Source organism: Nocardia sp. NRRL S-836 (genome assembly GCF_001279525.1).
Lineage (GTDB): Bacteria > Actinomycetota > Actinomycetes > Mycobacteriales > Pseudonocardiaceae > Lentzea.
In genome coordinates, this window is the sequence record NZ_LGDY01000108.1 from 1 (window position 1) to 21630 (window position 21630).

22 protein-coding genes and 2 tRNA genes are annotated in these 21630 nt (G+C 68.2%); 10 read left to right on the forward strand and 14 right to left on the reverse strand.

The window, feature by feature from the left end; genetic code table 11:
- The coding region (locus tag ADL03_RS25435; RefSeq protein ID WP_197288647.1) for a fasciclin domain-containing protein at positions 1 to 280 on the forward strand (280 nt) is incomplete at its 5' end.
- A 37-nt stretch (positions 281 to 317) separates the two neighbouring features.
- On the opposite strand, the gene ADL03_RS25440 is transcribed toward ADL03_RS25435, so the two are convergent.
- The 3 genes from ADL03_RS25440 to ADL03_RS25450 all read right to left on the reverse strand — a co-directional run bounded on the left by ADL03_RS25440 (position 318) and on the right by ADL03_RS25450 (position 3087).
- Positions 318 to 1100: a GAF and ANTAR domain-containing protein gene (locus tag ADL03_RS25440; protein ID WP_082373467.1), complete on the reverse strand. Its 783-nt coding sequence runs from the start codon at positions 1098 to 1100 to the stop codon at positions 318 to 320.
- A 337-nt stretch (positions 1101 to 1437) separates the two neighbouring features.
- On the reverse strand, positions 1438 to 2190 hold the full coding sequence (locus ADL03_RS25445) for a class I SAM-dependent methyltransferase (RefSeq protein WP_053736068.1): 753 nt from the start codon (positions 2188 to 2190) through the stop codon (positions 1438 to 1440).
- A 123-nt stretch (positions 2191 to 2313) separates the two neighbouring features.
- The gene (locus tag ADL03_RS25450; RefSeq protein ID WP_053736069.1) at positions 2314 to 3087 is read right to left on the reverse strand and encodes an SDR family NAD(P)-dependent oxidoreductase; all 774 of its coding nucleotides are present in this window, start codon (positions 3085 to 3087) and stop codon (positions 2314 to 2316) included.
- An 85-nt stretch (positions 3088 to 3172) separates the two neighbouring features.
- Between ADL03_RS25450 and ADL03_RS25455 the strand changes: the two genes are divergently transcribed.
- Positions 3173 to 4027, forward strand: a complete 855-nt coding sequence (locus ADL03_RS25455; RefSeq protein ID WP_053736070.1) for a helix-turn-helix transcriptional regulator — start codon at positions 3173 to 3175, stop codon at positions 4025 to 4027.
- A 16-nt stretch (positions 4028 to 4043) separates the two neighbouring features.
- Here the strand turns inward: ADL03_RS25455 and ADL03_RS25460 are convergent, their stop codons facing one another.
- From ADL03_RS25460 to ADL03_RS25470, 3 genes are all read right to left on the reverse strand, one after another.
- Positions 4044 to 4880, reverse strand: coding sequence for an alpha/beta fold hydrolase (locus ADL03_RS25460; RefSeq protein WP_053736071.1), 837 nt, complete (start codon positions 4878 to 4880; stop codon positions 4044 to 4046).
- A 79-nt stretch (positions 4881 to 4959) separates the two neighbouring features.
- On the reverse strand, positions 4960 to 5886 hold the full coding sequence (locus tag ADL03_RS25465; protein WP_053736072.1) for an NADP-dependent oxidoreductase: 927 nt from the start codon (positions 5884 to 5886) through the stop codon (positions 4960 to 4962).
- A gap of 74 nt (positions 5887 to 5960) precedes the next feature.
- On the reverse strand, positions 5961 to 7202 hold the full coding sequence (locus ADL03_RS25470) for an MFS transporter (protein ID WP_053736073.1): 1242 nt from the start codon (positions 7200 to 7202) through the stop codon (positions 5961 to 5963).
- Between the two features lie 118 nt (positions 7203 to 7320).
- Here ADL03_RS25470 and ADL03_RS25475 point away from each other — a divergent pair, with 118 nt between their 5' ends.
- From ADL03_RS25475 to ADL03_RS25490, 5 genes are all read left to right on the forward strand, one after another.
- Complete coding sequence (locus ADL03_RS25475) at positions 7321 to 8292, forward strand: LysR family transcriptional regulator (RefSeq protein WP_053736074.1); 972 nt, start codon at positions 7321 to 7323, stop codon at positions 8290 to 8292.
- A 131-nt stretch (positions 8293 to 8423) separates the two neighbouring features.
- A complete protein-coding gene (locus tag ADL03_RS45745; RefSeq protein ID WP_197288648.1) occupies positions 8424 to 8798 on the forward strand; it encodes a hypothetical protein in 375 nt (124 codons plus the stop codon).
- Positions 8765 to 9187, forward strand: coding sequence for a hypothetical protein (locus tag ADL03_RS48715; protein ID WP_197288649.1), 423 nt, complete (start codon positions 8765 to 8767; stop codon positions 9185 to 9187). Before ADL03_RS45745 ends, ADL03_RS48715 begins: the two co-directional genes overlap by 34 nt.
- Positions 9188 to 9258: 71 nt before the next feature.
- Entirely contained in the window at positions 9259 to 9540 is a 282-nt protein-coding gene (locus ADL03_RS25485) for a hypothetical protein (RefSeq protein ID WP_053736075.1), read from the forward strand.
- Positions 9537 to 10169: a hypothetical protein gene (locus ADL03_RS25490; protein ID WP_157529215.1), complete on the forward strand. Its 633-nt coding sequence runs from the start codon at positions 9537 to 9539 to the stop codon at positions 10167 to 10169. Before ADL03_RS25485 ends, ADL03_RS25490 begins: the two co-directional genes overlap by 4 nt.
- Here the strand turns inward: ADL03_RS25490 and ADL03_RS25495 are convergent.
- From ADL03_RS25495 to ADL03_RS25510, 3 genes are all read right to left on the reverse strand, one after another.
- Entirely contained in the window at positions 10156 to 11307 is a 1152-nt protein-coding gene (locus tag ADL03_RS25495) for a hypothetical protein (protein WP_053736077.1), read from the reverse strand. The two genes, ADL03_RS25490 and ADL03_RS25495, sit on opposite strands and share 14 nt — an antisense overlap.
- A 65-nt stretch (positions 11308 to 11372) precedes the next feature.
- Positions 11373 to 12491 (reverse strand): ImmA/IrrE family metallo-endopeptidase, encoded by a 1119-nt coding sequence (locus tag ADL03_RS25500; protein WP_197288650.1) that lies wholly within the window; start codon positions 12489 to 12491, stop codon positions 11373 to 11375.
- A 638-nt stretch (positions 12492 to 13129) separates the two neighbouring features.
- The gene (locus tag ADL03_RS25510; protein WP_157529217.1) at positions 13130 to 13714 is read right to left on the reverse strand and encodes a hypothetical protein; all 585 of its coding nucleotides are present in this window, start codon (positions 13712 to 13714) and stop codon (positions 13130 to 13132) included.
- A gap of 706 nt (positions 13715 to 14420) precedes the next feature.
- Here ADL03_RS25510 and ADL03_RS25515 point away from each other — a divergent pair.
- Positions 14421 to 14624, forward strand: coding sequence for a hypothetical protein (locus tag ADL03_RS25515; RefSeq protein ID WP_053736081.1), 204 nt, complete (start codon positions 14421 to 14423; stop codon positions 14622 to 14624).
- A gap of 272 nt (positions 14625 to 14896) precedes the next feature.
- Here the strand turns inward: ADL03_RS25515 and ADL03_RS25520 are convergent, their stop codons facing one another.
- Positions 14897 to 16657 carry a hypothetical protein gene (locus ADL03_RS25520; RefSeq protein WP_053736082.1) on the reverse strand — a complete coding sequence of 587 codons (1761 nt, stop codon included), beginning with the start codon at positions 16655 to 16657 and terminating at the stop codon, positions 14897 to 14899.
- A gap of 314 nt (positions 16658 to 16971) precedes the next feature.
- Here ADL03_RS25520 and ADL03_RS47365 point away from each other — a divergent pair, with 314 nt between their 5' ends.
- On the forward strand, positions 16972 to 17112 hold the full coding sequence (locus ADL03_RS47365; RefSeq protein WP_157529219.1) for a hypothetical protein: 141 nt from the start codon (positions 16972 to 16974) through the stop codon (positions 17110 to 17112).
- 431 nt (positions 17113 to 17543) lie between these two features.
- Here the strand turns inward: ADL03_RS47365 and ADL03_RS25525 are convergent.
- Positions 17544 to 17617: transfer RNA gene (locus ADL03_RS25525), tRNA-Lys, on the reverse strand.
- Positions 17618 to 18060: 443 nt separating this feature from the next.
- Between ADL03_RS25525 and ADL03_RS25530 the strand changes: the two genes are divergently transcribed.
- On the forward strand, positions 18061 to 19065 hold the full coding sequence (locus tag ADL03_RS25530; protein WP_231642233.1) for an Ig-like domain-containing protein: 1005 nt from the start codon (positions 18061 to 18063) through the stop codon (positions 19063 to 19065).
- Between the two features lie 64 nt (positions 19066 to 19129).
- On the opposite strand, the gene ADL03_RS25535 is transcribed toward ADL03_RS25530, so the two are convergent.
- The 3 genes from ADL03_RS25535 to orn form a co-directional block, all read right to left on the reverse strand.
- The gene (locus ADL03_RS25535; protein ID WP_053736084.1) at positions 19130 to 20755 is read right to left on the reverse strand and encodes an ABC-F family ATP-binding cassette domain-containing protein; all 1626 of its coding nucleotides are present in this window, start codon (positions 20753 to 20755) and stop codon (positions 19130 to 19132) included.
- Positions 20756 to 20813: 58 nt separating this feature from the next.
- Positions 20814 to 20886 (reverse strand) — tRNA-His (locus ADL03_RS25540).
- 67 nt (positions 20887 to 20953) lie between these two features.
- Positions 20954 to 21559, reverse strand: coding sequence for an oligoribonuclease (gene orn / locus ADL03_RS25545; RefSeq protein ID WP_053736085.1), 606 nt, complete (start codon positions 21557 to 21559; stop codon positions 20954 to 20956).
- Between the last annotated feature and the right edge of the window lie 71 nt (positions 21560 to 21630).

The window sequence follows — 21630 nt, forward strand, 5'->3', positions numbered from 1 at the left end:
CCCGGTCGACTCGGCGTTCGCCAAGATCGACCCGGCCACCATCGAGAAGCTCAAGACCGACGACGCCCTGCTGACGAAGATCCTGACCTACCACGTGGTCCCCGGCCAGATCTCCCCGGACAAGATCGCCGGTGACCAGAAGACCGTGCAGACCGGCACCGTGAAGGTCACCGGCTCGGGCAACTCCCTCAAGGCCAACGACGCCAACGTGATCTGCGGCGGCGTGCACACCGCCAACGCCACCGTCTACCTCATCGACACGGTCCTGATGCCCGCCTGATCTCCGGCAGGGCGACCGTTTTCCCAGGCACTGCTCCTCAGCGGCCGGTGACGCTGTCGAGCAGTGCCTGGGCCACGTCGCGCAGCTTGCGGTTCTCGTGCTGCGAGCGCTGGACGAGCATGGCGAACGCCTCGTCCGCGGTGCACGAGTGCACCGCCATCAGAACGCCCTTGGCCTGGTCGATCACCGCTCGCGAGCCGAGCGCGGTCGACAGGTGGCCGATCTCCTCGCGGGAGTGCTGCCACCGCAGGGCGTTCTTGATCGCCGCGCTGGCCGCGGCCGTGAACAACCGCATCAGGCTCTCGTCGAACGGGTCGAACGCGGCGGCGGTGTAGCTGTAGATGTTCAGCGAGGCCACGTGCTCGGCGTCGTTGCCGGTGGCCGGCAACACCACCGGCACGGACAGGTAGGCGTGCACGCCGTGCCGGCTCGCGCAGGCTTCGAACTCCGGCCACACGTGGGCGTTCTCGCCGACGACGGCACGGACGGCCGTCAGCGTGCGTGCCGCGTTCAGACAGGGGCCGCGGTCGGCGCGGTACTGCACCTCGTCGATGTCGACGAGCGCCTTGTCGGTGGCGGCCGCGGTCCTCGGCTCCTCCGGGCGCACGGACACGGTGACCGCGTCGGCGTCCTGGACCGCCATCTTCGCCGTCTCCGCCAGCCGCTGGAGGGCCTGGTCGAGCGGTTCTTCCGCGGAAAGGTTGTCCTGCAACGCGATGAGCGCGGCGGTCGCCTCGTCCAGCCGCTCCACCGGGCCGGGACGCCCGCCGTCGGTCCACGACGTGCCGGATCTGCCGGGGAGCGTCGTCTTGTCATCCATGCCGCACAGTGCCTTCCGGTGGAAGCGTCCTCCTGCGCTGGATGCTCAACGCTCGCCGGGAATGGTACGACCCGGTGGCAAGGGGCGGCTCACCCGGCGAGGTGATCGAGTCGCCGGTCCAGTCCCGGAGTGCGCGAACACCCCTGACCCGCGGCCGGGCCGAGGAGCCGGTCGGTGCGAGCGGCCCGTGGGCGGCGGGTCTGGCGGAGGAGCGGTACACGCTGGGGGGAGGGCCCGGCACGCACGGGTGAGCCGGTGCTGGTCGATGACCTGCCCGGCGGCCTGATCGTCCACAAAGGACGCTCTCCGGTGCGTGGTGCGGCGGAACGCCCTGCCCTCACCTGTCCCGGTGCGCCACGACGAGGCGGAAGCCGGCGTCCCACTCCTCCAGGCCGAGCAGGTCCCGGTGCCGTTCGTGCCACCGGCCGCTGTCCAGGTCCCGGCGCAGGTCGCGGACGCCGCGCTCGACGGCAGCGGGATCGGTCTGCGCGAGCGCGGAGCACGCGCGGCGGACCCGCGGGTCGAGGTAGGCGGCCGGGCGCCGCCAGTGGGCGGGGAACACCCCGTCGGTGAAGTCCCAGGGCAGCGGCAGCGGGATGACGCTGTCGGCGCCCAGCTCGTCGGCGATGTCGGCCGCGGAGGGCCGGGTCAGCTCCAGCTCGGCGATCTCGGGCACGTAGTCGCGGACGAACCAGAACTCGGCGTGCCTGCGCGTGTCATAGGCCAGGACCACCTGCAACGGGGCGATCCGGCGCAGCTCGGCGAGCCCTGCGCGCCAGTCGGTCCAGTGGTGGACCGTGAGCACGGCCAGTGCGGCGTCGACGCTGTCGTCGCGCAACGGCAGGGCCTCCGCGACCGCGCGCACGGCGGGCGCCGCGCCGGGTGGGCGTTGCCGGATCATCTCGACGGACGGTTCGAGGGCCAGCACCGTGCGGCCGGCCGGCTCGTAGGAGCCCGTGCCCGCGCCCACGTCGGCGATCGACCGCGCGGTGCCGAGCGCGGCGAGCACGGCCGCCATCCACCGCGGGTCGGTGCGGCGCCCCAGCGAGTACCCGGTGCCGATGTCGTCGTACAGCTCTGTTCCGGCCATTCGTCCCCCCAGACGACCCATCTGCCCACCAGACGACCGAGCGTAGCGCGGAAGAAACCCGTGCGGCGACGGCGAACCGGGCCGGAGCAAGAGCCGGCCCGGTTCGCCGTGCGCCGGCCGGTGTCAGGCGCCCGCGCCGCCGTCGACCGGGACGATCGCGCCGGTCACCATCGAGGCGCGGTCGCTGAGCAGCCACGCGGCCACCTCGGCGACCTCGTGCGGCTCGGCCATCCGGCCGAGCGGGATCGAGGCGTTGATCCGGTCGACGACGCCGGGCGTGGCCGCCTCCCAGGCGTCGATCATCTCGGTGGCGGTGCCGCCGGGCGTGATGCCGTTCACCCGGATGCCGGCCGGTGCCCACGTCACGGCGGCCGTCTCGGTGATGCTGTTGAGCGCGCGCTTCATGGCGCCGTACGCGGGCAGAGCTGGGTTGGCACGGCGGCTGCCGATGCTGGAGGTGTTGACGATCGCGCCACCGCCGGTGCGGCGCATGAGCGCGGCCTCGGCGTTCATGGCGGTCCAGTGGGAGCGGAAGTTCACGGCGAACTGCTGGTCGACGTCCTCGTCGCTGGTGGTGTCGAGCGGGCCCGGCTGCTGGATGGCCGCGCCGTTGTTGAAGGCGCCGTCGAGGCGGCCGTGCAGCTGCTCGACCCGGTCCACGGCGGCACGGATGGCCGGCCGGTCGGCGAGGTCGAGCGCGACGGCGTCGGCGACACCGCCGCCGGCGCGGATCTCGCCGACGATGTCGTCGAGCGCGTCCACGCTGCGGGCGGCGAGCACGACGGCGGCGCCCTCCCGGGCGAACAGGCGGGCGGCGGCCGCGCCGATGCCGCGGCTGGCACCGGTGATGAAGACGACCTTGCCGGTGAGCAGGCCGATGGGGGAGCTGGTTGTCATGCCGACAGCGTCACGCCGGACCGGACGCGGATACAGGTACGAACTGTGCCAGGCTCACCGGTCGTCCATCGAGCAGACTCGGCGTATGGACAAGCAGGAGCTCGGGGCGTTCCTCCGCAGCCGGCGTGCCCGGCTCCAGCCGCAGGACGTCGGCCTCCCACCGGGTCCGCGGCGGCGCACGCCCGGTCTGCGCCGCGAGGAGGTGGCGGTGCTCGCGCACATCTCGACCGAGTACTACGTCCGGCTCGAACAGGGCAGGGCACCGCGGCCGTCCGGCGAGGTGCTCGCGGGCATCGCGGGTGCGCTGCGCCTGACCGACGTGGAGTCCGATCACCTCCACCTCCTGGCGGGCACCGCGCCGACCAGGAGCGGCCTGCACCGCCGCGACGTCCGCCCGAGCATCCTCACGCTCCTGGAACGGCTCCCGCACACGGCCGGGTTCGTGACGTCCGCGGTGTTCGAGGTGCTCGCGTGGAACGACCTGGCGGCCGCGCTCATGGAGGACTTCGCCGCACTCGCCCCGCGTGAGCGCAACCTGGCGCGCAGGGCGTTCCTCGGACCACAGCACCCGGACGCGGTGTACGGGATCTCCGACCTCGCCGAGTTCCGCCACCACGTCGTCATGCAACTGCGCGCCGCCCACGCCCGGTACCCGTCGGACCCCGCCGTGACCGGCCTCGTCGAGGAGCTCCTCGACGGCAGTCCCGACTTCGCCCGGCTGTGGGAACGGCGGGACATCCAGGTGGCGCCGGTGCTCACCAAGACGTTCCGCCACCCGTCCGTCGGCGAGGTCACCGTCGAGTGCGACTCCCTCGCGCTCACCGAACGCGACCAGCACCTCGTGCTCTACACCGCGCCGCCCGGATCCCGCGACAGCGAGGCGCTGGCGTTGCTGCACGTGCTCGGGCCCGACGGCATCACCGCGCGCCGGTCGCTCTGACCGAACCTGTTGTTCCCTACGCGCGGGCCAGCGTTTCGGCCAGGAACGGCAGGGCGAGCGCGAGCACCTCGTCGGGCGTCTGGACGTGCGGGTAGTGCCCGGCGCCGTCGATGACCACCAGCTCACCGCGCCCGTGCGGCAGGTCGGCGACGACCTTCTCGCCCTCGGCACGCGGATCGGCCCAGTCGGGATCGGCGCTGCCCACGACGACCAGCACCGGGCAGGCGACGCCGGCCAGGTGCGCGCCCGCGTCGGACGGGCTGGCCTTGCACATGGCCTGCAGGACCTCCATCCGGCCGGGCTCGCGCAGCTTGGCGTCGATGCGGGCGAGCTCGAAGTCCCAGTCGGCGGGCTTGGCGGGCACGGCCAGGTCGAGGTACTTCTTCCAGCTCGTCAGGCTTCCACCGAACATGACCTTCGCGAGGTGGCCGTAGGCCGTGCGGAAACGCTTGTGGCGCACCAGCCCGCCGACGTCGAAGGACTGCGCGCGCGTGAACGGCGCGAGCTCGACCAGGCCGGCGACCACGTCCGGTGCGGTGGCGGCCGCGATGGTCGCCGCGCCACCGCTGATCGAGTGGCCGATCACCACGGCCGGTCCGCCGAGGTGCCGCACCACGGCGACCAGGTCACCCGCGATGTCGGTGCGGCTGTACCCGTCCCAGCCGACGCCGGAGTCACCGCACCCGCGGAGGTCGACGTTCGCGACCCGGTACCCGTGCGCCGCCAGGGCGGGGGCGAGGAAGCGGTAGGAGTGGCGGCTGTCGCCGATGCCGTGGGCCAGCACGACGAGCGGACCGTCGCCGGTGACGTCGTACGCGATGGTGTTGCCGGCGGTGGTCAGGTACTCGGTCATGCCGTCCTCCGGGACGTTGGCTAATGGCGTTAGGTAAAAGCTAACGCCATTAGCCAACCGTTGTCAACGGCCACCGCCGTCACAGGCGCGGGTCGATGACGACCTTGCCCACGGCGTGGCGCGACTCGACGAGCGCCAACGCCTCCTGCGCCCGCGCGAGCGGGTAGACCCCGGTGACGTGCGGGTCGAGCCGCCCGCCGGCCATCAGCGCGGCAACGCGCTCGATCCCCGCCCGCTCCAGCCGGCGCCGCACCGGCACACCACCGAGCTCGGCCACCGACGGATCCCCGACGGACACGAGCGCCTCCGGTGCCGCCGCCACCGCGGCGACCGCGCGCAACGACTCCCCGCCGACGGTGTCGACCACGCCGTCGAACCCGTCCGGCGCGAGCGCCCGGAGCCGTTCCACGACGTCACCCCCGGCGTAGTCGACAAAACGCGCACCGGTCCCCGTCACGAGCTCCCGCTTGCCCGCGCTCGCCGTGCCCGTCACCACCAGGCCGCGGTCACGCGCGAGCTGCGCCACCGCGATGCCCACACCGCCACCGATCCCGTTCACCAGCAGCGACGCACCGGCGGGAAGGCCGAGCTGGTCGAGCACGTCCAACGCGGTGGTGCCGGCGACCGGAATCGTCGCCGCCCACGTCTCGGGCACCCCGTCGGGAACGCGCGTCGTGGCCGCGCCGAGCAACAACGTCGTCTCGGCGTACGTACCGGCGAAGGTCAACGCGAGCCCGGCGACCCGGTCACCGACGGCCAGCCCGCTCACGTCGTCCCCGACCGCGAGCACCGTGCCCGCCGCCTCCATCCCGAGCACCTGCGGGAACGGCACGTGCCCGTTCATCGCGGGGATGAGCCCTTCGCGCAGCACGTGGTCGAGCGGGTTGACCCCCGCCGCCGCGACGCGGACCAGGACCTCGGACGGGCCGGGCGACGGATCGGGCCGGTCGAAGAACTCCAGGACCTCCGGCCCGCCGAAAGCCCGGTACCCCAGCGCTTTGCTCATCGCGGATCTCCTCCTCCGCCTGCGTTCCGGCCCTCGGAACGAGGTGGTCCCGACGCTATGAGCTGACACCAGTGTCAGTTTCCAGTCGCTGTGACGCGCGCAACGCCCGTGGCTGCAAGAGGGCGACGGGGTAGCAGCAGCGGGCTGGCGAGGATGAGCAGTCCCGCGACCGCGATCCCGGTGCGGGGACCGGTGACGTCCGCGAGCAGGCCGCCGAGCGCGGTGAAGACCGCGATCGACAGCTGCTGGCCGATCGACCAGGCGGAGAGCGTGCGGGCGACGCGGTGCTGCGGGGTGTGCTCCAACCGGTAGGTCGCCAGCACCGGGTTGTACAGGCTCATGCTGATGATGATCGCCAGCTCGACGGCGATCACGGTCAGGAGCCCGATCACGCCGGGGCCGACGAAGACCAGGCCGATCAACCAGACGGCGCGCAGCGTGCCGACGGTCCGGAACACCCGCTGCGGGCCGTAGCGGGCCACGACGCGGCGGGCCAGCCGGGAACCGATGAGCCCGCCGACGCACGGGGCGGCGAAGGCGAGCCCGTACTGCCAGGGCGCGAACCCGAGCTCGCGCAGCAGGAGCACGGCCAGCAGCGGCTCGGTGGCCATGATGAGCCCCGCCACGACCATGTTGTTGAGGTAGAGCGCCCGCAGGACGGGGTGGGTCAGGATGTTCCGCCAGCCGTCCAGCAGCTCACCGGCCGTGACCCGGCCCTTGCCGCTTTTCGCCGGGCCTTCCTCCCGGCCGCGGATCGCGGTGAGGCCCAGCGCCGAGAGCAGGTGGCTGAACGCGTCGGCCACCACGGTGGCGACCGGCCCGAACACCCCGATCGCCGCACCCCCCAGCGGCGGCCCGACCGCGAGGGAGCCCCAGTTCGTGGACTCGAACCGCGCGTTCGCCACCAGCAGGTCGTCCGGCCGGACCAGGGCCTTGAGGTAGGCACCGCCGGCCGCGTTGAACGCGATCTTGGCCGTGGCCACCACCGCCGACACGACGAGCAGCTGCACGAAACTCAGCCAGCCGAACGCGTAGGCGACCGGAACCGTTGCGATGACCGCGAACCGGGTCAGGTCCATCGCGATCATGACCGGCCGCTTGCGGCGGAACTCCACCCACAGGCCGAGCGGCAGCGCGATCAGCGCACCCACCGCCGGCCCCACCGCGGACAGCGCGGACACCTCGGCGGGGCCGACCTGCAACGCCAGCACGGCGATCAACGGGAACGCCCCCAGCGCCAGCCCGGAACCGTAGGCGCTCACCGCGTTGGCCGCCCACAGCCAGCCGAACTGCCGCCCCAGTGATCTTCCCGCCATCGAACTCCGCCCCTCGCCCTCCGCGCCGCCACGAATCCGATCAAAGTCAGGCAGAGCGCACAAACAACCGGACGTGCAGCGAGCCACAACCATTCGTTGTGCCAGTAGGGTTTCGCGCGTGGACCTCGACGCCGTGCGCACCTTCGTCGCCGCCGCGGACGCCGGGCAGTTCCAGGAGGCCGCCGCGACGTTGTCGATCACGCAGCAAGCCGCCTCCAAACGCGTCGCCGCGCTGGAGAAGGACCTGAACGTGCGCCTGTTCACCCGCACAGCCCGCGGCGTCACGCTCACGATCGACGGCCAGGCGTTCCTGCCGCACGCCCGCGAGCTCCTCAGGGCGGCCGACCGAGCCGACGCCTCGGTCCGCCCCGGCCGGCGCGCCCTGCGCGTCGACGTCGTCAACCGCCGAGTCGCCACAGCCGTGCTCCTGCAGGACTTCCACCGAACCCACCCCGGCATCGAGCTGGACGTCGTGACCCTGGACGCCGACGCCGCCGGGGCCATCGCCGCCGTCGAGGCCGGCGCGATCGACGCCACCTTCCACGGCGTCCCCCCACACCAGCAGATCCCCGAGCCGGTCAGCACCGCACAGGTGATCGACGAGCCGCACGAACTGCTCGTCGGCCCCCACCACCCGCTCGCCGACGCCCACACCGTCACCCCGGCGCACCTGGCCGGCCACCGCATCTGGATGCCCGGCCTGACTGACCGCGGCGAGGTCGCCGACTACTACACCGAACTCGCCACCACGTTCGGACTCACCATCGACATGTCCGGCCCGCTCTTCGGAAACGAGTCCCTGCTGGACGAACTCGCCGGCTCAGCCGACCTCGCCACCCTCATCGGCCGGCGCTCACGCTATTTCTGGCCCGACAACTACGACCTGCGGCGCATCCCGATCGTCAACCCGGCGCCGGTCTACCCGATGTCGCTGATCTGGCGGGACGACAACCGCCACCCCGCGCTGGCCGCACTGCGTGACTACCTCGCGTCCAGGCACCCCAACGCGCCCGACACCGTCGTCTGGACGCCGAAATGGGAACAACGCCCGGTTGTGAGCACCACAACCCTGAGGCAGAAAAGGAAATAGAACCAAAACAGAGAAGCAGGTCACAAAATCTGTGACCTGCTTCTCTGGAGTAGGCCGCCAGGGACTCGGACCCCGAACCCGCTGATTAAGAGTCCTCGGGCGCCCCACGGCGGTGGTGTCGGATGAGGTCGGTGAGCGTCGTTTCCGCACTTCAGAGCCAGGATTCTTCAGACGCCACTGCCGCTTCATGTCGTCCCGTGTCATCGCAGGTCGGGGATCTCGGGATCGGCTCGGGCTCCTCGGGCACCGCTTCTGGCGTGCTGCAGGACGTCGAACGTGCGGTCACGGTGATCATGGCGATGGTGGTCGGGCTGGCTTTCCTGTTCGGCTTCGGCAACGTCCTGAACCTCGCTCTCCGGCTCGCTGTCCCGGTCTGGATGGCGCCGCTCATCGCGCCCGCCGTTGACCTCTCGGTCCTTGGTCTCCTTCTTGCGACCAGGCACCTGCCGTGCGCGGTACGACCGTCGAGGTCTTGCGGCCGCTGCGCCGGTTCACGCTCTTCGTGAGCGCGGTGATGTTGGCGCTCAACGCCGCCGACCCTTTGCTGTCCGGCGGCTACGGGAAGGCTGAGTTCGACGCGGTTGGTCCGGTGCTGCTGATTGGATGGGCAGAGGTGGGGCCGGGCATGCTTCAGGCCATCGCTCACCTGGGGCAGCAGTCTCGTGATGAGGTCGTGGCCCTCGGTGGCAGGCAGGGCTTGGCCGACGCCGAGCAGCACCTCGATGACCTTGAGCTCGCCCGGCTGGCGGACGCGAGGCACTGGCCGCTGCACCGGCGGCCGATTGCCGCGGACACCCTGCGCACGGAACTCAAGATCAGCATGGAGCGTGCGCGTGAACTTGTCGTCTCGCTCCGTGCGGAGCTGGCCGAACTGGTGGTAGCGCGGGTGCATTGAATCGCGATTCGCGAATCGATACTCTTTGGGCCATGTCGCTCGCCGAGTGCCCACCTGGTCGAAGGGCGTCGATGCTGCTGTTCGGAAACCGGCACAAGCTGGAGTTGCTGGCGGCTTTGGCGCACGCCGCTGACGGCCGCGTGAACCTGTCGGAGCTGGCGGCGGAGCAGCAGGTGGCGCCGAGTGTGTACTACCCGCCGATCCGGGATTTGCTCCAAGCGGGTCTTGTGGAGATGCTTCCACGGACGTTGCCTGATCGACGGCGTTGGTATCGCAGGGTCGAGGGCAAGGTGTGGAAGTCGATGCGGTCGTTCACCGCAGAGCTCGCGACGATCGAGGTGAAGGTGTCATGACGACCGCTCTGGCGGCCGCAGTTCGTGCTGCGACGGGCACGGACGGCGCTTCCGCAGCGGCCCTCGATCTCAGAGGAACCAGCGTCGCGGTCGTGCGGATGTTCGGATCGACTGCAGGAGTCGCGTACGTCGAGGATGCCGCAGAAGTACGCCGGCGCTCAAGTCGTGGGTCACGCAGCGCGCTGCCGTCATTGGCGCTGCTGGATGTGCTGATGAACCTGCCGGTCGGGCAGAAAGTCGCTTTCAGCGCGTTGACCGCAGGCCAGCGGAAACTTCTTCGCACCGCACCCTCCGGGACGGTCGAGTTCGGACACGAGCGGGTGATCCGGCGTGCTGTGGCACCGGTATCTGCCCGGCTGGCCTTGGTCACCGCGAAGGACTGGAAAGTTGGCCTCGAACGCGCTGGACGGTTCGCGCCGTTCTGCGCGCGCGCCGTGTTGCTCTCTTCGACGCCACCCAACCACGACGACGTGCTGATGGAGGCGTCCTTCTACGGCGCGGGCGTGTGCGTGTACGCCAAAGGCAAGCTGACCATGCTCGTCGAGCCACAGCCGTACGTGCGCAGGCGACACACGCCCGCGCAGTGGCGATTCGCCGAAGAGCTCTACGCGCAGTTCACGGCGCCGTAGCTGGGGCGGGCATCGGGGACCACGCGGGCAGCTCCGCCCACGCCTTGAGTGGGCGAGGTGCCTTGAAGGCGCCGGCTTGCTCGATCTCGGCGTTGATGACGTCGCAGTGATCTATGGCCGAGGCGCACTTGCTCTGCCACCACTCCGCGCGCTCGAACAGCACGCGCTGGCCGAGCATGTCTGCGATCCAGGAGTTCCAGATGTGCACGCCGTGGGCGTGCGCGGCGGGCGTGTCGCTCTTGGCGAGGAACGTGTCCAAGCCGCGGCCGTTGCACGCTGAGCAGGCGCAAGTCGGTGGCCGCCGGGCGTTGGAGAAGCGCTCTGAGAGCAGGCTTCCCTTGTGGAAGGTCATCAGCTCTGGAAGCAGCACGCTGGGGGAGAAGTCCTTCTTCTTGCTCGCGCGGGGAAACTGGCCGAGCGGGACGACGTGCCGCAAGCTGCCGCCGGTGCCGATCGACGTGGCAAACGCACCGTGACTCATGACGTCGAAGGCCGTGAGGTCCGTGCGGAACACGGCAACGTCACCACCCTCGGCGACGAGTCGCCGCAGGTTCGCCACCGCCGCTCGATACTTGTCCATCGGGTCGAACTGTCCGCCGAGCAGGATCGCCTTCGGGACGGGGATCCTGGAGAGCACCGCGACCAACTGGGGAAAGCTGTCGTTGGTCAGCCAGGCGACGTCGATCGGGACACTGAACAGCACGTCGTCCCGGTCGAGGTCTGCCACCATCTTGCCCGCGACCTTCATCGGGTCGGCGTCGCCGGGCAGGAAGTAGCCGGTCGGTGTCATGGCCACAGTCGCGCCGGCGTCGAGTTGGGCCTGTACAGCGTCGTTGAGCGAGACGCTGAACAGGCCGTCGTCCTCAGGCAGTACGAACGGCTCGTCGGCGGTCGCGGCAGCTTCCACGTAGCCCTCTGGGTCGTGCACCAGCACGCCCTTGTACTGGTTGCGCCGCAGTTCGCGAATGCCCGTGAGGCTCTTGGCGCCGCGCAGCGCGAGGCCACTCACGTCGGCCGGTAGCAGGCCGAGGACCTGATACCCGACGTCGAAACTGGCGTGGACCAGCATCCGGTCCGTCAGCGCACCAACGGCACCAGGCGGAGCCGACGGCTTCGGGGACATGCCGAGCGTCAGCATGGCGCTGGCTCGGGGGTCCGGTACTGGGGAACCCGGTCGCTGGAGTGGCACAGGGACATCGCTGTTCATGACGTGACCTCGGCAGAAGGTGTCGAGTGGGGCGGTTCGGGTGCTCCGGCGGTGTTAGGGTCGAGGAAGAGCTGGGTGAACTCGTCGATTCGAAGCAGGGACGCCTGGGCCAGGGACTCGACGTCGTGGCCTTGGCTCAACTGCCTTTCTACGGCTGCGCGTACGGCACCGGGTTTCTCAGCGTCCAGCTTGAGGGGCTCGGCGGTGCGGTAGCCGAGGCTCGACATCTCGACGGTGAGCGTGCGGTACTGCCAGTCGCTGATCGCGCTGAGGGTGTGAGCCCGCCGCAGCAACGCCCACATCGATACACGCCACTGCTCTTTGAGCACCAGCAGACGGCTCAGGTCAATCGTTCCCGTGAGGGCCTGGCGGATGTCGTTTGCGGGCATCAGGAACTCCGCTGCGAACCGGTTCGCCTGCTTCTCCTGATCCGGGTGTGGCACGGGGTGCATCACCATGTGTCCGAGCTCGTGCGCGAGGGTGAACCTCTGCCTGTCGCCGGGTGTGCCTTCATTCAATAGGACGATCGGGTCCTCGCCGGGCGGGCAGCTGCTCACGGCGTCTACCGGTACCGACTCGTTGCCGGAATCGAGGGCGGCCGGAGCGATCAGCAACCGGGAGAACACCCAGCCGCCCGCCGCCTCCAGGGTGGTGACCACGGAGTCGAGCGGTCCGCGCGGGAGAGCCCACTCGTTCCTGACTGCCCTGGCCGCGTCCTCCGGTGAGGTGTAGTCGTCGACCGTGATGTGCGGGATCTTCAGGTCGGCCACTCGTGGCGAGTCGCCGAGCAGGCCGCGTAGTTGCACGCGGGTGAGGTTGAGAACGGCGTGAATCCGCCGAAGCTCAGCCGCCCCGACCGCCTGCTTCTTGCGGTGGTGCACCAGCCCTGGACCGGCGCCGACCTCGGCTTCGTCGAGGGCAAGCAGCTCCACCGGGTAGCCAAGTGCGCTGGCATAGAGATCAAGCCGGTCGCCACTGACGGTCAGCTTGCCTGACTCGGCTCTGCTGACGTACGCCTGGCTGATCTTGGAGTCATCCCCACCGTCCAGGGCTTTCATCTCCTTCGCGACGTCACCCTGCCGCCACCCGCGGGACTCGCGCGCGAGCACGAGCATGCGGGGTTGAGCTGCCACGACGGAGCTGCTAGCCATCCGACCTCCAGGTTGTCCTTAGAATATTACAACGGATTATACCGACTGGCATGCCCCGATTGAGGGTACGTGTGCGGCGTAGCGGTCTTTGGGGTGTAGGCCAGCTCGACCTATGGGGACCGCAGGTCTGAGCTGGAGTGGGACTTCCTCGTGGCGCTAAGCCGGGTATCGCGCCGGTCAGCGGTCTCCGTGTCCGAGTGAGCCGTTTGAGCTGCAGGTGCGGCAGGTCGGATCTTGTCGTGACACGAGCAGGTTCCGCTAGCGGCTCCGCGGCCGGTTGAGGATCGAGACAGTGTTGGTGGTGTCCTCGTGCAGTGAGGTGGCTGAGGCCATGAGCGCGCTGAGCACCTCGCCCGGCGTACGTGTCTACTACGACCGTCAACACGCCCGCGGCGTGCCGCACAACGCCGCGCCCTGCGCCCCTCGCCTCGTCTGCATCCTCCATGGATGCCTCGCCAGCCGAGCCACCTACGACGAGTCCACCGCCTGAGCCGACCACCTCGCTGCGGCGTGACCTCTTAATCCCAGGGATGTCTAGAGGCGCCCGAACGGGTCGATTCTTTGTTCGAGCTGGCTCACGAGACCCCGCGCGGAAGCGTAATTCAGCGGTGGAAGGCGTCGCCGTAGACGCCTTCGTCAATGAGGTAGGCGAGGTCGAGCAGCGCGTCGATTCCGGCCTCATCGCATCGGCCGACGATCTCGACGAGCGGGGAGGCGACGGGCTCGTCGGTCACCAGCATCCAGCCGTGTTCGAGTTCGATGGTGATCGCGAGCGGGGCCGGCCGGGACGTGCCCTGTTCGGGAACGGTGTCGGCGCGGGGAAGCGGGACGTGCAGCTTGCGCCGCTGCGTCTTGATGCCGCGCTCGGCCAGTCGCGTGACGACGGCGTCGAGCAGCGCGATGGCCTGCTCGTGTGTGGCGGGTCGGAGTTCGCGTGCGTTGCGGCAGGTCATCTCGAGGGCGATGACGGCGAGGCGGTCAACCCACTCGCTAGCGGCGGAGAAGACGGACATGTCGACGCCGTGCTGATCCGCAGTGACGCACCAGGACTGGAGCAGTTCGCCTGCCGCGTCGAGTACAGGCGCGGTGGCTTGCCAGGATGACATATAGCACCGGCCTACGCGATAGACGGCGTTGCGGGCCAGGGGCATGGCGTTCGGAGGGGTAGTCACAGGCGAGGTGGTCACGGTGTTCTGGCTCCTGCGGGTCGGCGGGCGCATGGCGGCTGGTCGTGTCCGGGTTAGGTGTTGTGGGAGGTGACTAAGCGCAGTATCTCGGTGAGGTACCGGTTGGCGTCAAAGCGGACATCGAGTCAGTGGGGAGGCGGCGGCCGAGGATGTGCGCATAGGACCACGCCCACGACCAGGATCAACGAATGCGGCATCTGCCTGCTTCAGCGTGAAGAACCGAACTAACTCGTTCCGACCGATTGCCGGAAACTCCTGCGGACGCCCAAGCTCCTCACCTGCGAGCACGTGCGCCGACAACCACGACCTCCAACCCTGGAAATTCTAAGCCTTAACGGCCAGGTCTAGCATCCTGCCTGGACAACTATCAGTCATAAAGTCGTTGATGTCGATTCACCGGTTCATCTTCAACCGAATGGGAGTTGTTGGGCAAACGGTAGGCAACAACGGTTCGCCTGGTCCGGTTATATGGTGTTGCTGCACTGAACTGTCGAGATGTTGCTCGCCTACGCTGCCATTCACCAACCTTTCTCTGTGGGAGCACTGCCATTTCTTCGACCCCATCGTCCTTCACGCCGGTCATGGCATGGGCTGAACTAACTACCACGCCCAAGGCCGAGGCTGGGATCGATTGCTACCGCCATCGGGTTAGTTAAAAGCGGTAGGGAAGACAACCGCTGACAACATTCTGGGTAATCTGGGCGCCGTGCTGAAGTTGGACTGGTGGTGGTCTTGCGAACCGCATGACCCGTTGGTGTGGTCTGACGAGGACGAAGAGGACGACGAACAGCTCGAACTTGACCGTCAACGCCAAGAATTCTTCGAAGGCGTCCTTACGGAGGCAGGAAGGAAGGTTTCAGGCACGGTAGGGGAGCTTGCTGATCTCATCATCGATCAGGAGTGCTCCTAATGAAGCGAGCGCGACGGGCGAGCAGCGTTGGCGCATCGCCTCCGCGGGTCTACGCCCTTGTGATGTGCTGCCCGTGCCTGAGCAGTGGACCCGTGAGCAGGACGAACTCCGGTTTCATACCGCTGCGGGCAGTGCGGTGTCGAGGCTGAACAAGTCAATCCCGCGACTGTGGCTTCGGTCTTCCAGTTTGGCATGCCAAGCTGACGCCGGATTCACGCGCATCGCAACCCGCCATGAGCCTTCAGCGATACCTCGCATGACCCAGGCCGAGGCTACGAGTGTTCATCATCGATCTCGTTGCGGACGTGGGGGTTCTCCGGCTGGGGGGCAGGACGATCGGAGTCACATCCAGTTGGCATGACTGAAGCGGCGCTCAGATCGGATCTTGCTTCGGCAGGAAGCTGCTCCGCGGTGACTCCATCCAACTCCAGTCTGAGACTGTATCCATCGGGGTACTCCATGGAAAACGCTTCCCAATGCATCGACGACACCAAGACATGTAGGTCCGCCTGATCCTCAAGCTGGTGTAGGTACAGGCCGGCCCTCATCACGACCTCGGCCTGCGCTTCCCCTGTAAACTCCACCCACGTGCCGGAATATTTGCGGAAACCGGGACCGTCCTCCTCGGTCGATGCTGTGGTCTGACTGGCGGTGGCCATCGATGGAGCTGGCGGAGGCATCACGATTCGTGCTGCCGCCATGCTCGTCCGCATAGGATCCATCTCAAGGACGGTGTAAAACAAGGTCTTCGTCGTCGCCGCGAGCGGGAACTTCGTGTTCTCCTCAAACTCCCGAGCTGGCGGACCAGCGTCGTCGAGAGCGCGTTGAACATGGCGCTCAAACATGTTGACCCCGTGCGTGGTCATGTTGTGTCGCGGCGCTTGCGGGTTGGCTTGGGCGGCTGCGGCGGCGGTTTGCGTAGCTTTCCACGCGAGGAAGTACGCGAACCCAAGCGAGTACTCCGCGACCACTCTGTCCACAGCGTCAGACAGCCGCGGTGCATGGTTCTCGGCTACCTCAGGGAGGTTGTGCCGCTCCAGTTCCCGGTTGAAGTACCGCACTGCCTCGGCAGCCAGGATCTCGTGCACTATCCGCAAGAGATCTTCCTGTCGCTGCGCCGTGAGGTTCGCAGGTTTCAGTCGATCGCATAGATGCGCATCGAGGCGCTCACGCCCTGTATCCGGGCTTGGGCCAAACGGAATCTGCCAGAGGACGCTGAGTGGGTAGTAGGCGCTTGTGAGACTAGGGCCATGCAGACGTGAGTGATCATCTTGAACGAGATCCCATGCTTCTTGGAAGGTGCGTGGCTCCCAGACGAACGCTTCTGGTGGTGTCGTCGCGTCCGGCTGGATGAGCTTCGCGCTCCGAGCGTCGTTGATCAGGTGATGGATTCGGTCCCGATCAGCATGAAAAGGAAACGCATGGTGCCACTCGCGCAGGGGAGGAATCGGGCTCGTTGCGGCGGCGAAGCGAAGCAACGCCAGCGCGGTGAGTTCAGCCTCAACCGGGGCGTCCGGGATGGGGTCCATGCTCAGCTGGGCGTAGGAAAAGGTATCAACCAGCAACTGCTGCTGGGTATTACGCCAGCCGTCGCGAGCTTGGATGAGTGTGTCCCGTTGCTGCTGCTCATGCTGTTTGCGTAGCTGTCGCTCTTCGCGAATCTGTCGAGCTGCTTCGCCCTCAGGCGCAAGCAACGCTGCCGCACGCCGCTGTAGGTTCGCGTCGCAGTCAACGCAGTTTGCTGGACCACCGGCCAGTACGGTCTCGAGGGCGGACCGTGAGCGCAGCCGAAGTTCTTGCTGGCACTTCGAACACCGCATCTCAGGCAGGACGGCCCGCACCGCAGCTGCCGCCACAATATTGGCGGGGCCGCGGCCTCGGGTGTCGATGTCCTTGACGGGCATGGCCCACATCAGGTTGCCGTGCTGATCAACTCCGGTCAGCGACCAATACTGCAGGCCGATCTCCACGAGCTCGTTGTCCACGCCGGCGATGGGCTCGACGTCGAACTTGTACTCGGCGGTAGGTTCCACTTTCTTCCTCGGTTCGACTACGCGGCGATCTGACAGCAGGAGCAAGTCGTTGTTGGACGGTAACCCAGACGTGCGCATCGCCACGATCGGGTGACATGATTGCAAAAATCGAGGTCGAGAAGGCGCTTGGCGGCTCAGATCGACGACGTCGACTTGACGGGGACGCGTGGCTGTCGCGAGTACTGATCCGAGCGCGGGTGAGGAGATAGTCACGGCTGCTTGAGTCGATGGTCTCTTTGTGAGTGAGGTGCGCTGGTCGGCCGGAAGACGGATCTGCCGCACCATTAGGTGACAACGGAGGGCACGGAGCTCCGGTGACGTGGGGTCTCGACGAGCTTGCCGGGCTGCTGCTCGGAGACACCGGCAGTAAGCACCGGAAGCGGACTCGCCGCGGATTCGAGGCGCTTGCGGCCAAGGCCATCACCGCTGAGGGTGGGCGCTTCCCGATCAGCTGAACGCGCAGGTCCGCTGTGGCGGACGGCGCGGTCGGGACCTGTCGGAAATATCTCCCGTGCTGCGTCGGGAGCTTGTCCACCGAGTCGGCCACGCGGTGGTTCGCGCTGCGCCACCACGACCGGTCCGCGACGGCGAAGGAGGCGGGTGCCTACTACGACCGCTAAGGCGCTCGCGGCATGCCACACAACGCCGCCCTGCGACATCTAGCCAACCGGCTCATCGGCGTCCTCCACGGCTGCCTCGCCAGCCGCACGACCTACGACGAGACCACCTCCTGGGCGCACCACTTCGCTGCAGGGTGACCCCCCTTAATCCCAGGGATGTCCTCGGGCTTGCAAACCATGATCCACAGCGTAGTAATGGAGAATGAGGATGCACACGCCGAATGCAGAGAAGCAGGTCACAAAATCTGTGACCTGCTTCTCTGGAGTACGCCGCCAGGGACTCGAACCCCGGACCCGCTGATTAAGAGTCAGCTGCTCTAACCAACTGAGCTAGCGGCGCTTGTTTGTGCCAACTGAGCTAGCGGCGCTTGTTTGTGTGCCGGAGGTCGTGCTCGTTCCGACGTCCAGAACGTTAGCACACGGCCGTCGCGCGCTCCCAATCGGCTGGTCAAGGGTGGTTTCGGGGTGCATCGGGCACGTAACGATCCGGCCACTTGGGCAACTTCGGCGCGACGGATGGCGTCACCTGATCGGGGGACGCCGATGCGACTTCGTGCAGGCAGTCTCGGGAGTGGCGACAAGTAGATCGGATGTACGTCGATGGGGATGTGGGGCAGGCGCGGCGGTCGCGGGGTTGTCGCAGCGGGGCTCGCTGTGATGCTGGTCGCGGGGTGTTCCGGGGGCGACTCGGGGGGTTCGGGTGCCGCCGGGGGGTCGTCGAGTGCTCCTCCTCCGCCCAAGCCGGTCACGCTGACGCTGGCGTTGAACGACGGTGCGGCGGACGTGTCGCCTGGTCTGCCGGTCATCGCCACGGCTGCGGACGGGAAGCTCACCGAGGTGACGCTGACGAACCCCGACGGCAAGGTGGTCGAGGGCAAGCTCAACCCCGAGGGCACGCAGTGGAACAACACCGAGCCGCTCGGGTACTCGAAGACCTACAAGCTCAGCGCCACGGCGGTGGGGGCGGATGGCAAGCCGCAGACCAAGACTTCGTCGTTCACCACGGTCAAGCCGCGCACGCTGACGTACGTGTCGACCAACCCCGTGGACGGCAGCACGATCGGGGTCGGGCAGCCGCTGGCGTTCTACTTCGACGAGCCGGTCGCCGACAAGGTCGCGGCGGAGCAGATGCTGGAGGTCACCACCGAGCCCAAGGTGGAAGGCGCTTTCTACTGGTTCAACAAGAAGGAAGTGCACTGGCGGCCGCGGGAGTTCTGGGCGGCCGGCACGAAGATCACCATGCACGTCAGGGTGTACGGCAAGCACGTCGGTGACGGCATCTACGGCCAGGAAGACCGCGTGATCAACACCACCGTCGGCGACGCGGTGATCCACGAGGCCGACGGGCAGACGCACCAGGTCGTGACGAAGGTCAACGGGCAGGTCGTGCGCACCATGCCGACGTCGATGGGCAACGCCGCGAACACCACCCCCACCGGCACGTACGTGCTGATGGAGAAGCACGACCACATGATCATGGACTCGACCACGTACGGCCTCGCGCTGGAGAACGGCGGCTACAAGACGCCGGTCGACTGGGCGTACCGGATGTCCAACAGCGGCATCTTCTTCCACAGCGCCCCGTGGTCCATCGGTGACCAGGGCCGCCGCAACGTGAGCCACGGCTGCCTCAACCTCTCGCCGGAGAACGCCAAGTGGGTGTTCGACAACAGCAAGCAGGGTGACGTCGTGATCGTCCGCAACTCCGGCGGGCCAGTCCTGGAGTCGTGGGACGGCTTCGGTGACTGGCAGGTGCCGTGGGAGACGTGGGTGAAGGGCAACCGCTGACCTGAAGAACGAGAAGGGGCCGCGCACCGCGGCCCCTTTTTCATTGCACGTCCACTGTGGACGGTCAGGAGACCGTCACCTGGCCGGCGTCGACGCTCAGGCGGCGGTTCACCTGCACCGCCTCCAGCATCCGCCGGTCGTGCGTCACGAGCAGCAACGTGCCGGTGTAGCTCTCCAGCGCCTGCTCCAGCTGCTCGATCGCCGCCAGGTCGAGGTGGTTCGTCGGCTCGTCGAGCACCAGCAGGTTCACGCCACGGCCCTGCAGCAACGCCAGTGCCGCCCGCGTGCGCTCGCCGGGTGACAGCGACGCGGCCGGGCGCATCACGTGGGCCGCCTTCAGGCCGAACTTCGCCAGCAACGTCCGCACGTCGGCGGGGGTCAGGTCCGGCACGGCCTCCTGGAACGCGTCCACGAGCGGCAGGTCGCCGAGGAACAGGCCGCGGGCCTGGTCGACCTCGCCGACCACGACGCCGGAGCCGAGGGTCGCGTAGCCGGAGGCCGGTTCGACGCGGCCGAGCAGTGCGGCCAGCAACGTCGACTTGCCGGCGCCGTTCGCGCCGGTGATCGCGACCCGGTCCGCCCAGTCGATCTGCAGGTCCACCGGGCCCAGCCGGAAGTCGCCGCGCTGCACCACGGCGCCGCGCAGGGAGGCGACGACGGCGCCGGAACGTGGTGCGGCGGCGATCTCCATCCGCAGCTCCCACTCCTTGCGCGGCTCGTCGACGACGTCCAGGCGTTCGATCATCCGGTCGGTCTGCCGGGCCTTGGAGGCCTGCTTCTCGGTGGCGTCGGCGCGGAACTTGCGGGCGTTCTTGTCGTTGTCGCCCGCTTTGCGCCGGGCGTTCTTCACGCCCTTCTCCATCCACGCGCGCTGCATCCGGCCGCGGGCCTCCAGCGACGCCTTGGTGTCGGCGTACTCGTCGTAGTCGTCACGGGCGTGCTGCCGGGCCCGTGCGCGTTCTTCGAGGTACGACTCGTAGCCGCCGCCGTAGAGGCGCACGGCGTTCTGGTGCAGGTCGAGCTCCAGCACGCTGGTCACGGTGCGGGCCAGGAACTCGCGGTCGTGCGAGACCAGGACCGTGGCCGCGCGCAGGCCCGTGACGAACTTCTCCAGCCGTTCCAGGCCGTCGAGGTCCAGGTCGTTGGTCGGTTCGTCGAGCAGGAACACGTCGTAGCGGCTGAGCAGCAACGACGCCATGCCCGCCCGTGCCGCCTGGCCGCCGGACAGCGACGTCATCAACGCGTCCAGGCCCACGGTCAGGCCGATGTCGGCGAGGACCTCCAGCGACCGTTCCTCCAGGTCGGCGCCGCCCAGCGCGAGCCACCGGTCCAGCGCGTCGGAGTAGCCCTCGTCGTTGCCCTCGGTCAACGCCTCGGTCGCGGCGTCCAGCGTGGCCTGGGCGGCGGCGACGCCGGTGCGGCGGGCCAGGAAGTCGCGCACGGTCTCGCCCTCGCGGCGGTCCGGCTCCTGCGGCAGGTGCCCGATGTTCGCGGACGGCGGGTTGAGCGACACCTTGCCCTGCTCGGCGGGAATGAGGCCGGCCAGCGTCTTGAGCAACGTCGACTTGCCGGCGCCGTTCACGCCCACGAGTCCGATCACGTCGCCGGGTGCGACCACCAGGTCGAGGCCGGAGAACAGGACGCGATCACCGTGGCCTGCGGCGAGGTCCTTCGCGACGAGCGTGGTCATGAACTTCTCCCGGAACGTGAAGAAAGGCCCCCGCGAGTGCGGAGGCCTTTCGACAAAGGGTGAGTGACGGGACTTGAACCCGCGACACCTGGGATCACAACCCAGTGCTCTACCGGCTGAGCTACACCCACCATCGCCGGTCGTTGACCGGCGAGGAGAAGCATAGCAACGGCATCCACTGAGAAAGAAATCAGGGGGTCAGTCGGTCTTTTTCAGCAGCTCAGCGGCCACGGCCTGGGCCTGTTCGCTCGTCGGACCGGGCTGCGGAACGAACGCCGTGCGCCGGTAGTATGCGAGCTCCCGGATCGACTCGACGATGTCGGCGAGCGCCCGGTGCGCGAGGCCCTTGCCGGGCTGCGCGTAGTAGATGCGCGGGTACCAGCGCCGGCACAGCTCCTTGATCGACGACACGTCGACCATGCGGTAGTGCAGGTGCGCGTCCAACGCCGGCATGTCGCGGGCGATGAAGCCGCGGTCGGTGGCGATGGAGTTGCCGGCCAGGGGAGCGGTGCGCGGGTCGGGCACCCACTCCTTGATGTAGGCGAGCACGGCCGCCTCGGCCTCCTCCAGCGACACCGCGGAGGCGCGCACCTCCTCGGTCAGGCCCGATTTGGCGTGCATCTCCATGACGACTTCCGGCATCGAGGCGAGCACCTCGTCATCGGCGTGGATCACAACGTCCACGCCGTCGCCGAGCACGTTCAGCTCGGCGTCCGTGACCAGTGCCGCGATCTCGATCAGAGCGTCCTTGCCCAGGTCGAGTCCGGTCATCTCGCAGTCGATCCACACCAGACGATCCATCACGCCCCGAACATTACTGCGCGGAGCGTCAACTTCGAGTGGCGGCGTGCAGCAACCTGGTTACGCTCCTCGTG

What these genes read in the sequence shown, in the direction of transcription:
- ADL03_RS25440 (WP_082373467.1), bottom strand. Translation starts at nt 1,100, where the DNA reads ATGGATGACAAGACGACGCTCCCCGGCAGATCCGGCACGTCGTGGACC.
- ADL03_RS25445 (WP_053736068.1), bottom strand. Translation starts at nt 2,190, where the DNA reads ATGGCCGGAACAGAGCTGTACGACGACATCGGCACCGGGTACTCGCTG.
- ADL03_RS25450 (WP_053736069.1), bottom strand. Translation starts at nt 3,087, where the DNA reads ATGACAACCAGCTCCCCCATCGGCCTGCTCACCGGCAAGGTCGTCTTC.
- ADL03_RS25455 (WP_053736070.1), top strand. Translation starts at nt 3,173, where the DNA reads ATGGACAAGCAGGAGCTCGGGGCGTTCCTCCGCAGCCGGCGTGCCCGG.
- ADL03_RS25460 (WP_053736071.1), bottom strand. Translation starts at nt 4,880, where the DNA reads ATGACCGAGTACCTGACCACCGCCGGCAACACCATCGCGTACGACGTC.
- ADL03_RS25465 (WP_053736072.1), bottom strand. Translation starts at nt 5,886, where the DNA reads ATGAGCAAAGCGCTGGGGTACCGGGCTTTCGGCGGGCCGGAGGTCCTG.
- ADL03_RS25470 (WP_053736073.1), bottom strand. Translation starts at nt 7,202, where the DNA reads ATGGCGGGAAGATCACTGGGGCGGCAGTTCGGCTGGCTGTGGGCGGCC.
- ADL03_RS25485 (WP_053736075.1), top strand. Translation starts at nt 9,259, where the DNA reads ATGCTGCTGTTCGGAAACCGGCACAAGCTGGAGTTGCTGGCGGCTTTG.
- ADL03_RS25490 (WP_157529215.1), top strand. Translation starts at nt 9,537, where the DNA reads ATGACGACCGCTCTGGCGGCCGCAGTTCGTGCTGCGACGGGCACGGAC.
- ADL03_RS25495 (WP_053736077.1), bottom strand. Translation starts at nt 11,307, where the DNA reads ATGCTGACGCTCGGCATGTCCCCGAAGCCGTCGGCTCCGCCTGGTGCC.
- ADL03_RS25500 (WP_197288650.1), bottom strand. Translation starts at nt 12,491, where the DNA reads ATGCTCGTGCTCGCGCGCGAGTCCCGCGGGTGGCGGCAGGGTGACGTC.
- ADL03_RS25535 (WP_053736084.1), bottom strand. Translation starts at nt 20,755, where the DNA reads ATGACCACGCTCGTCGCGAAGGACCTCGCCGCAGGCCACGGTGATCGC.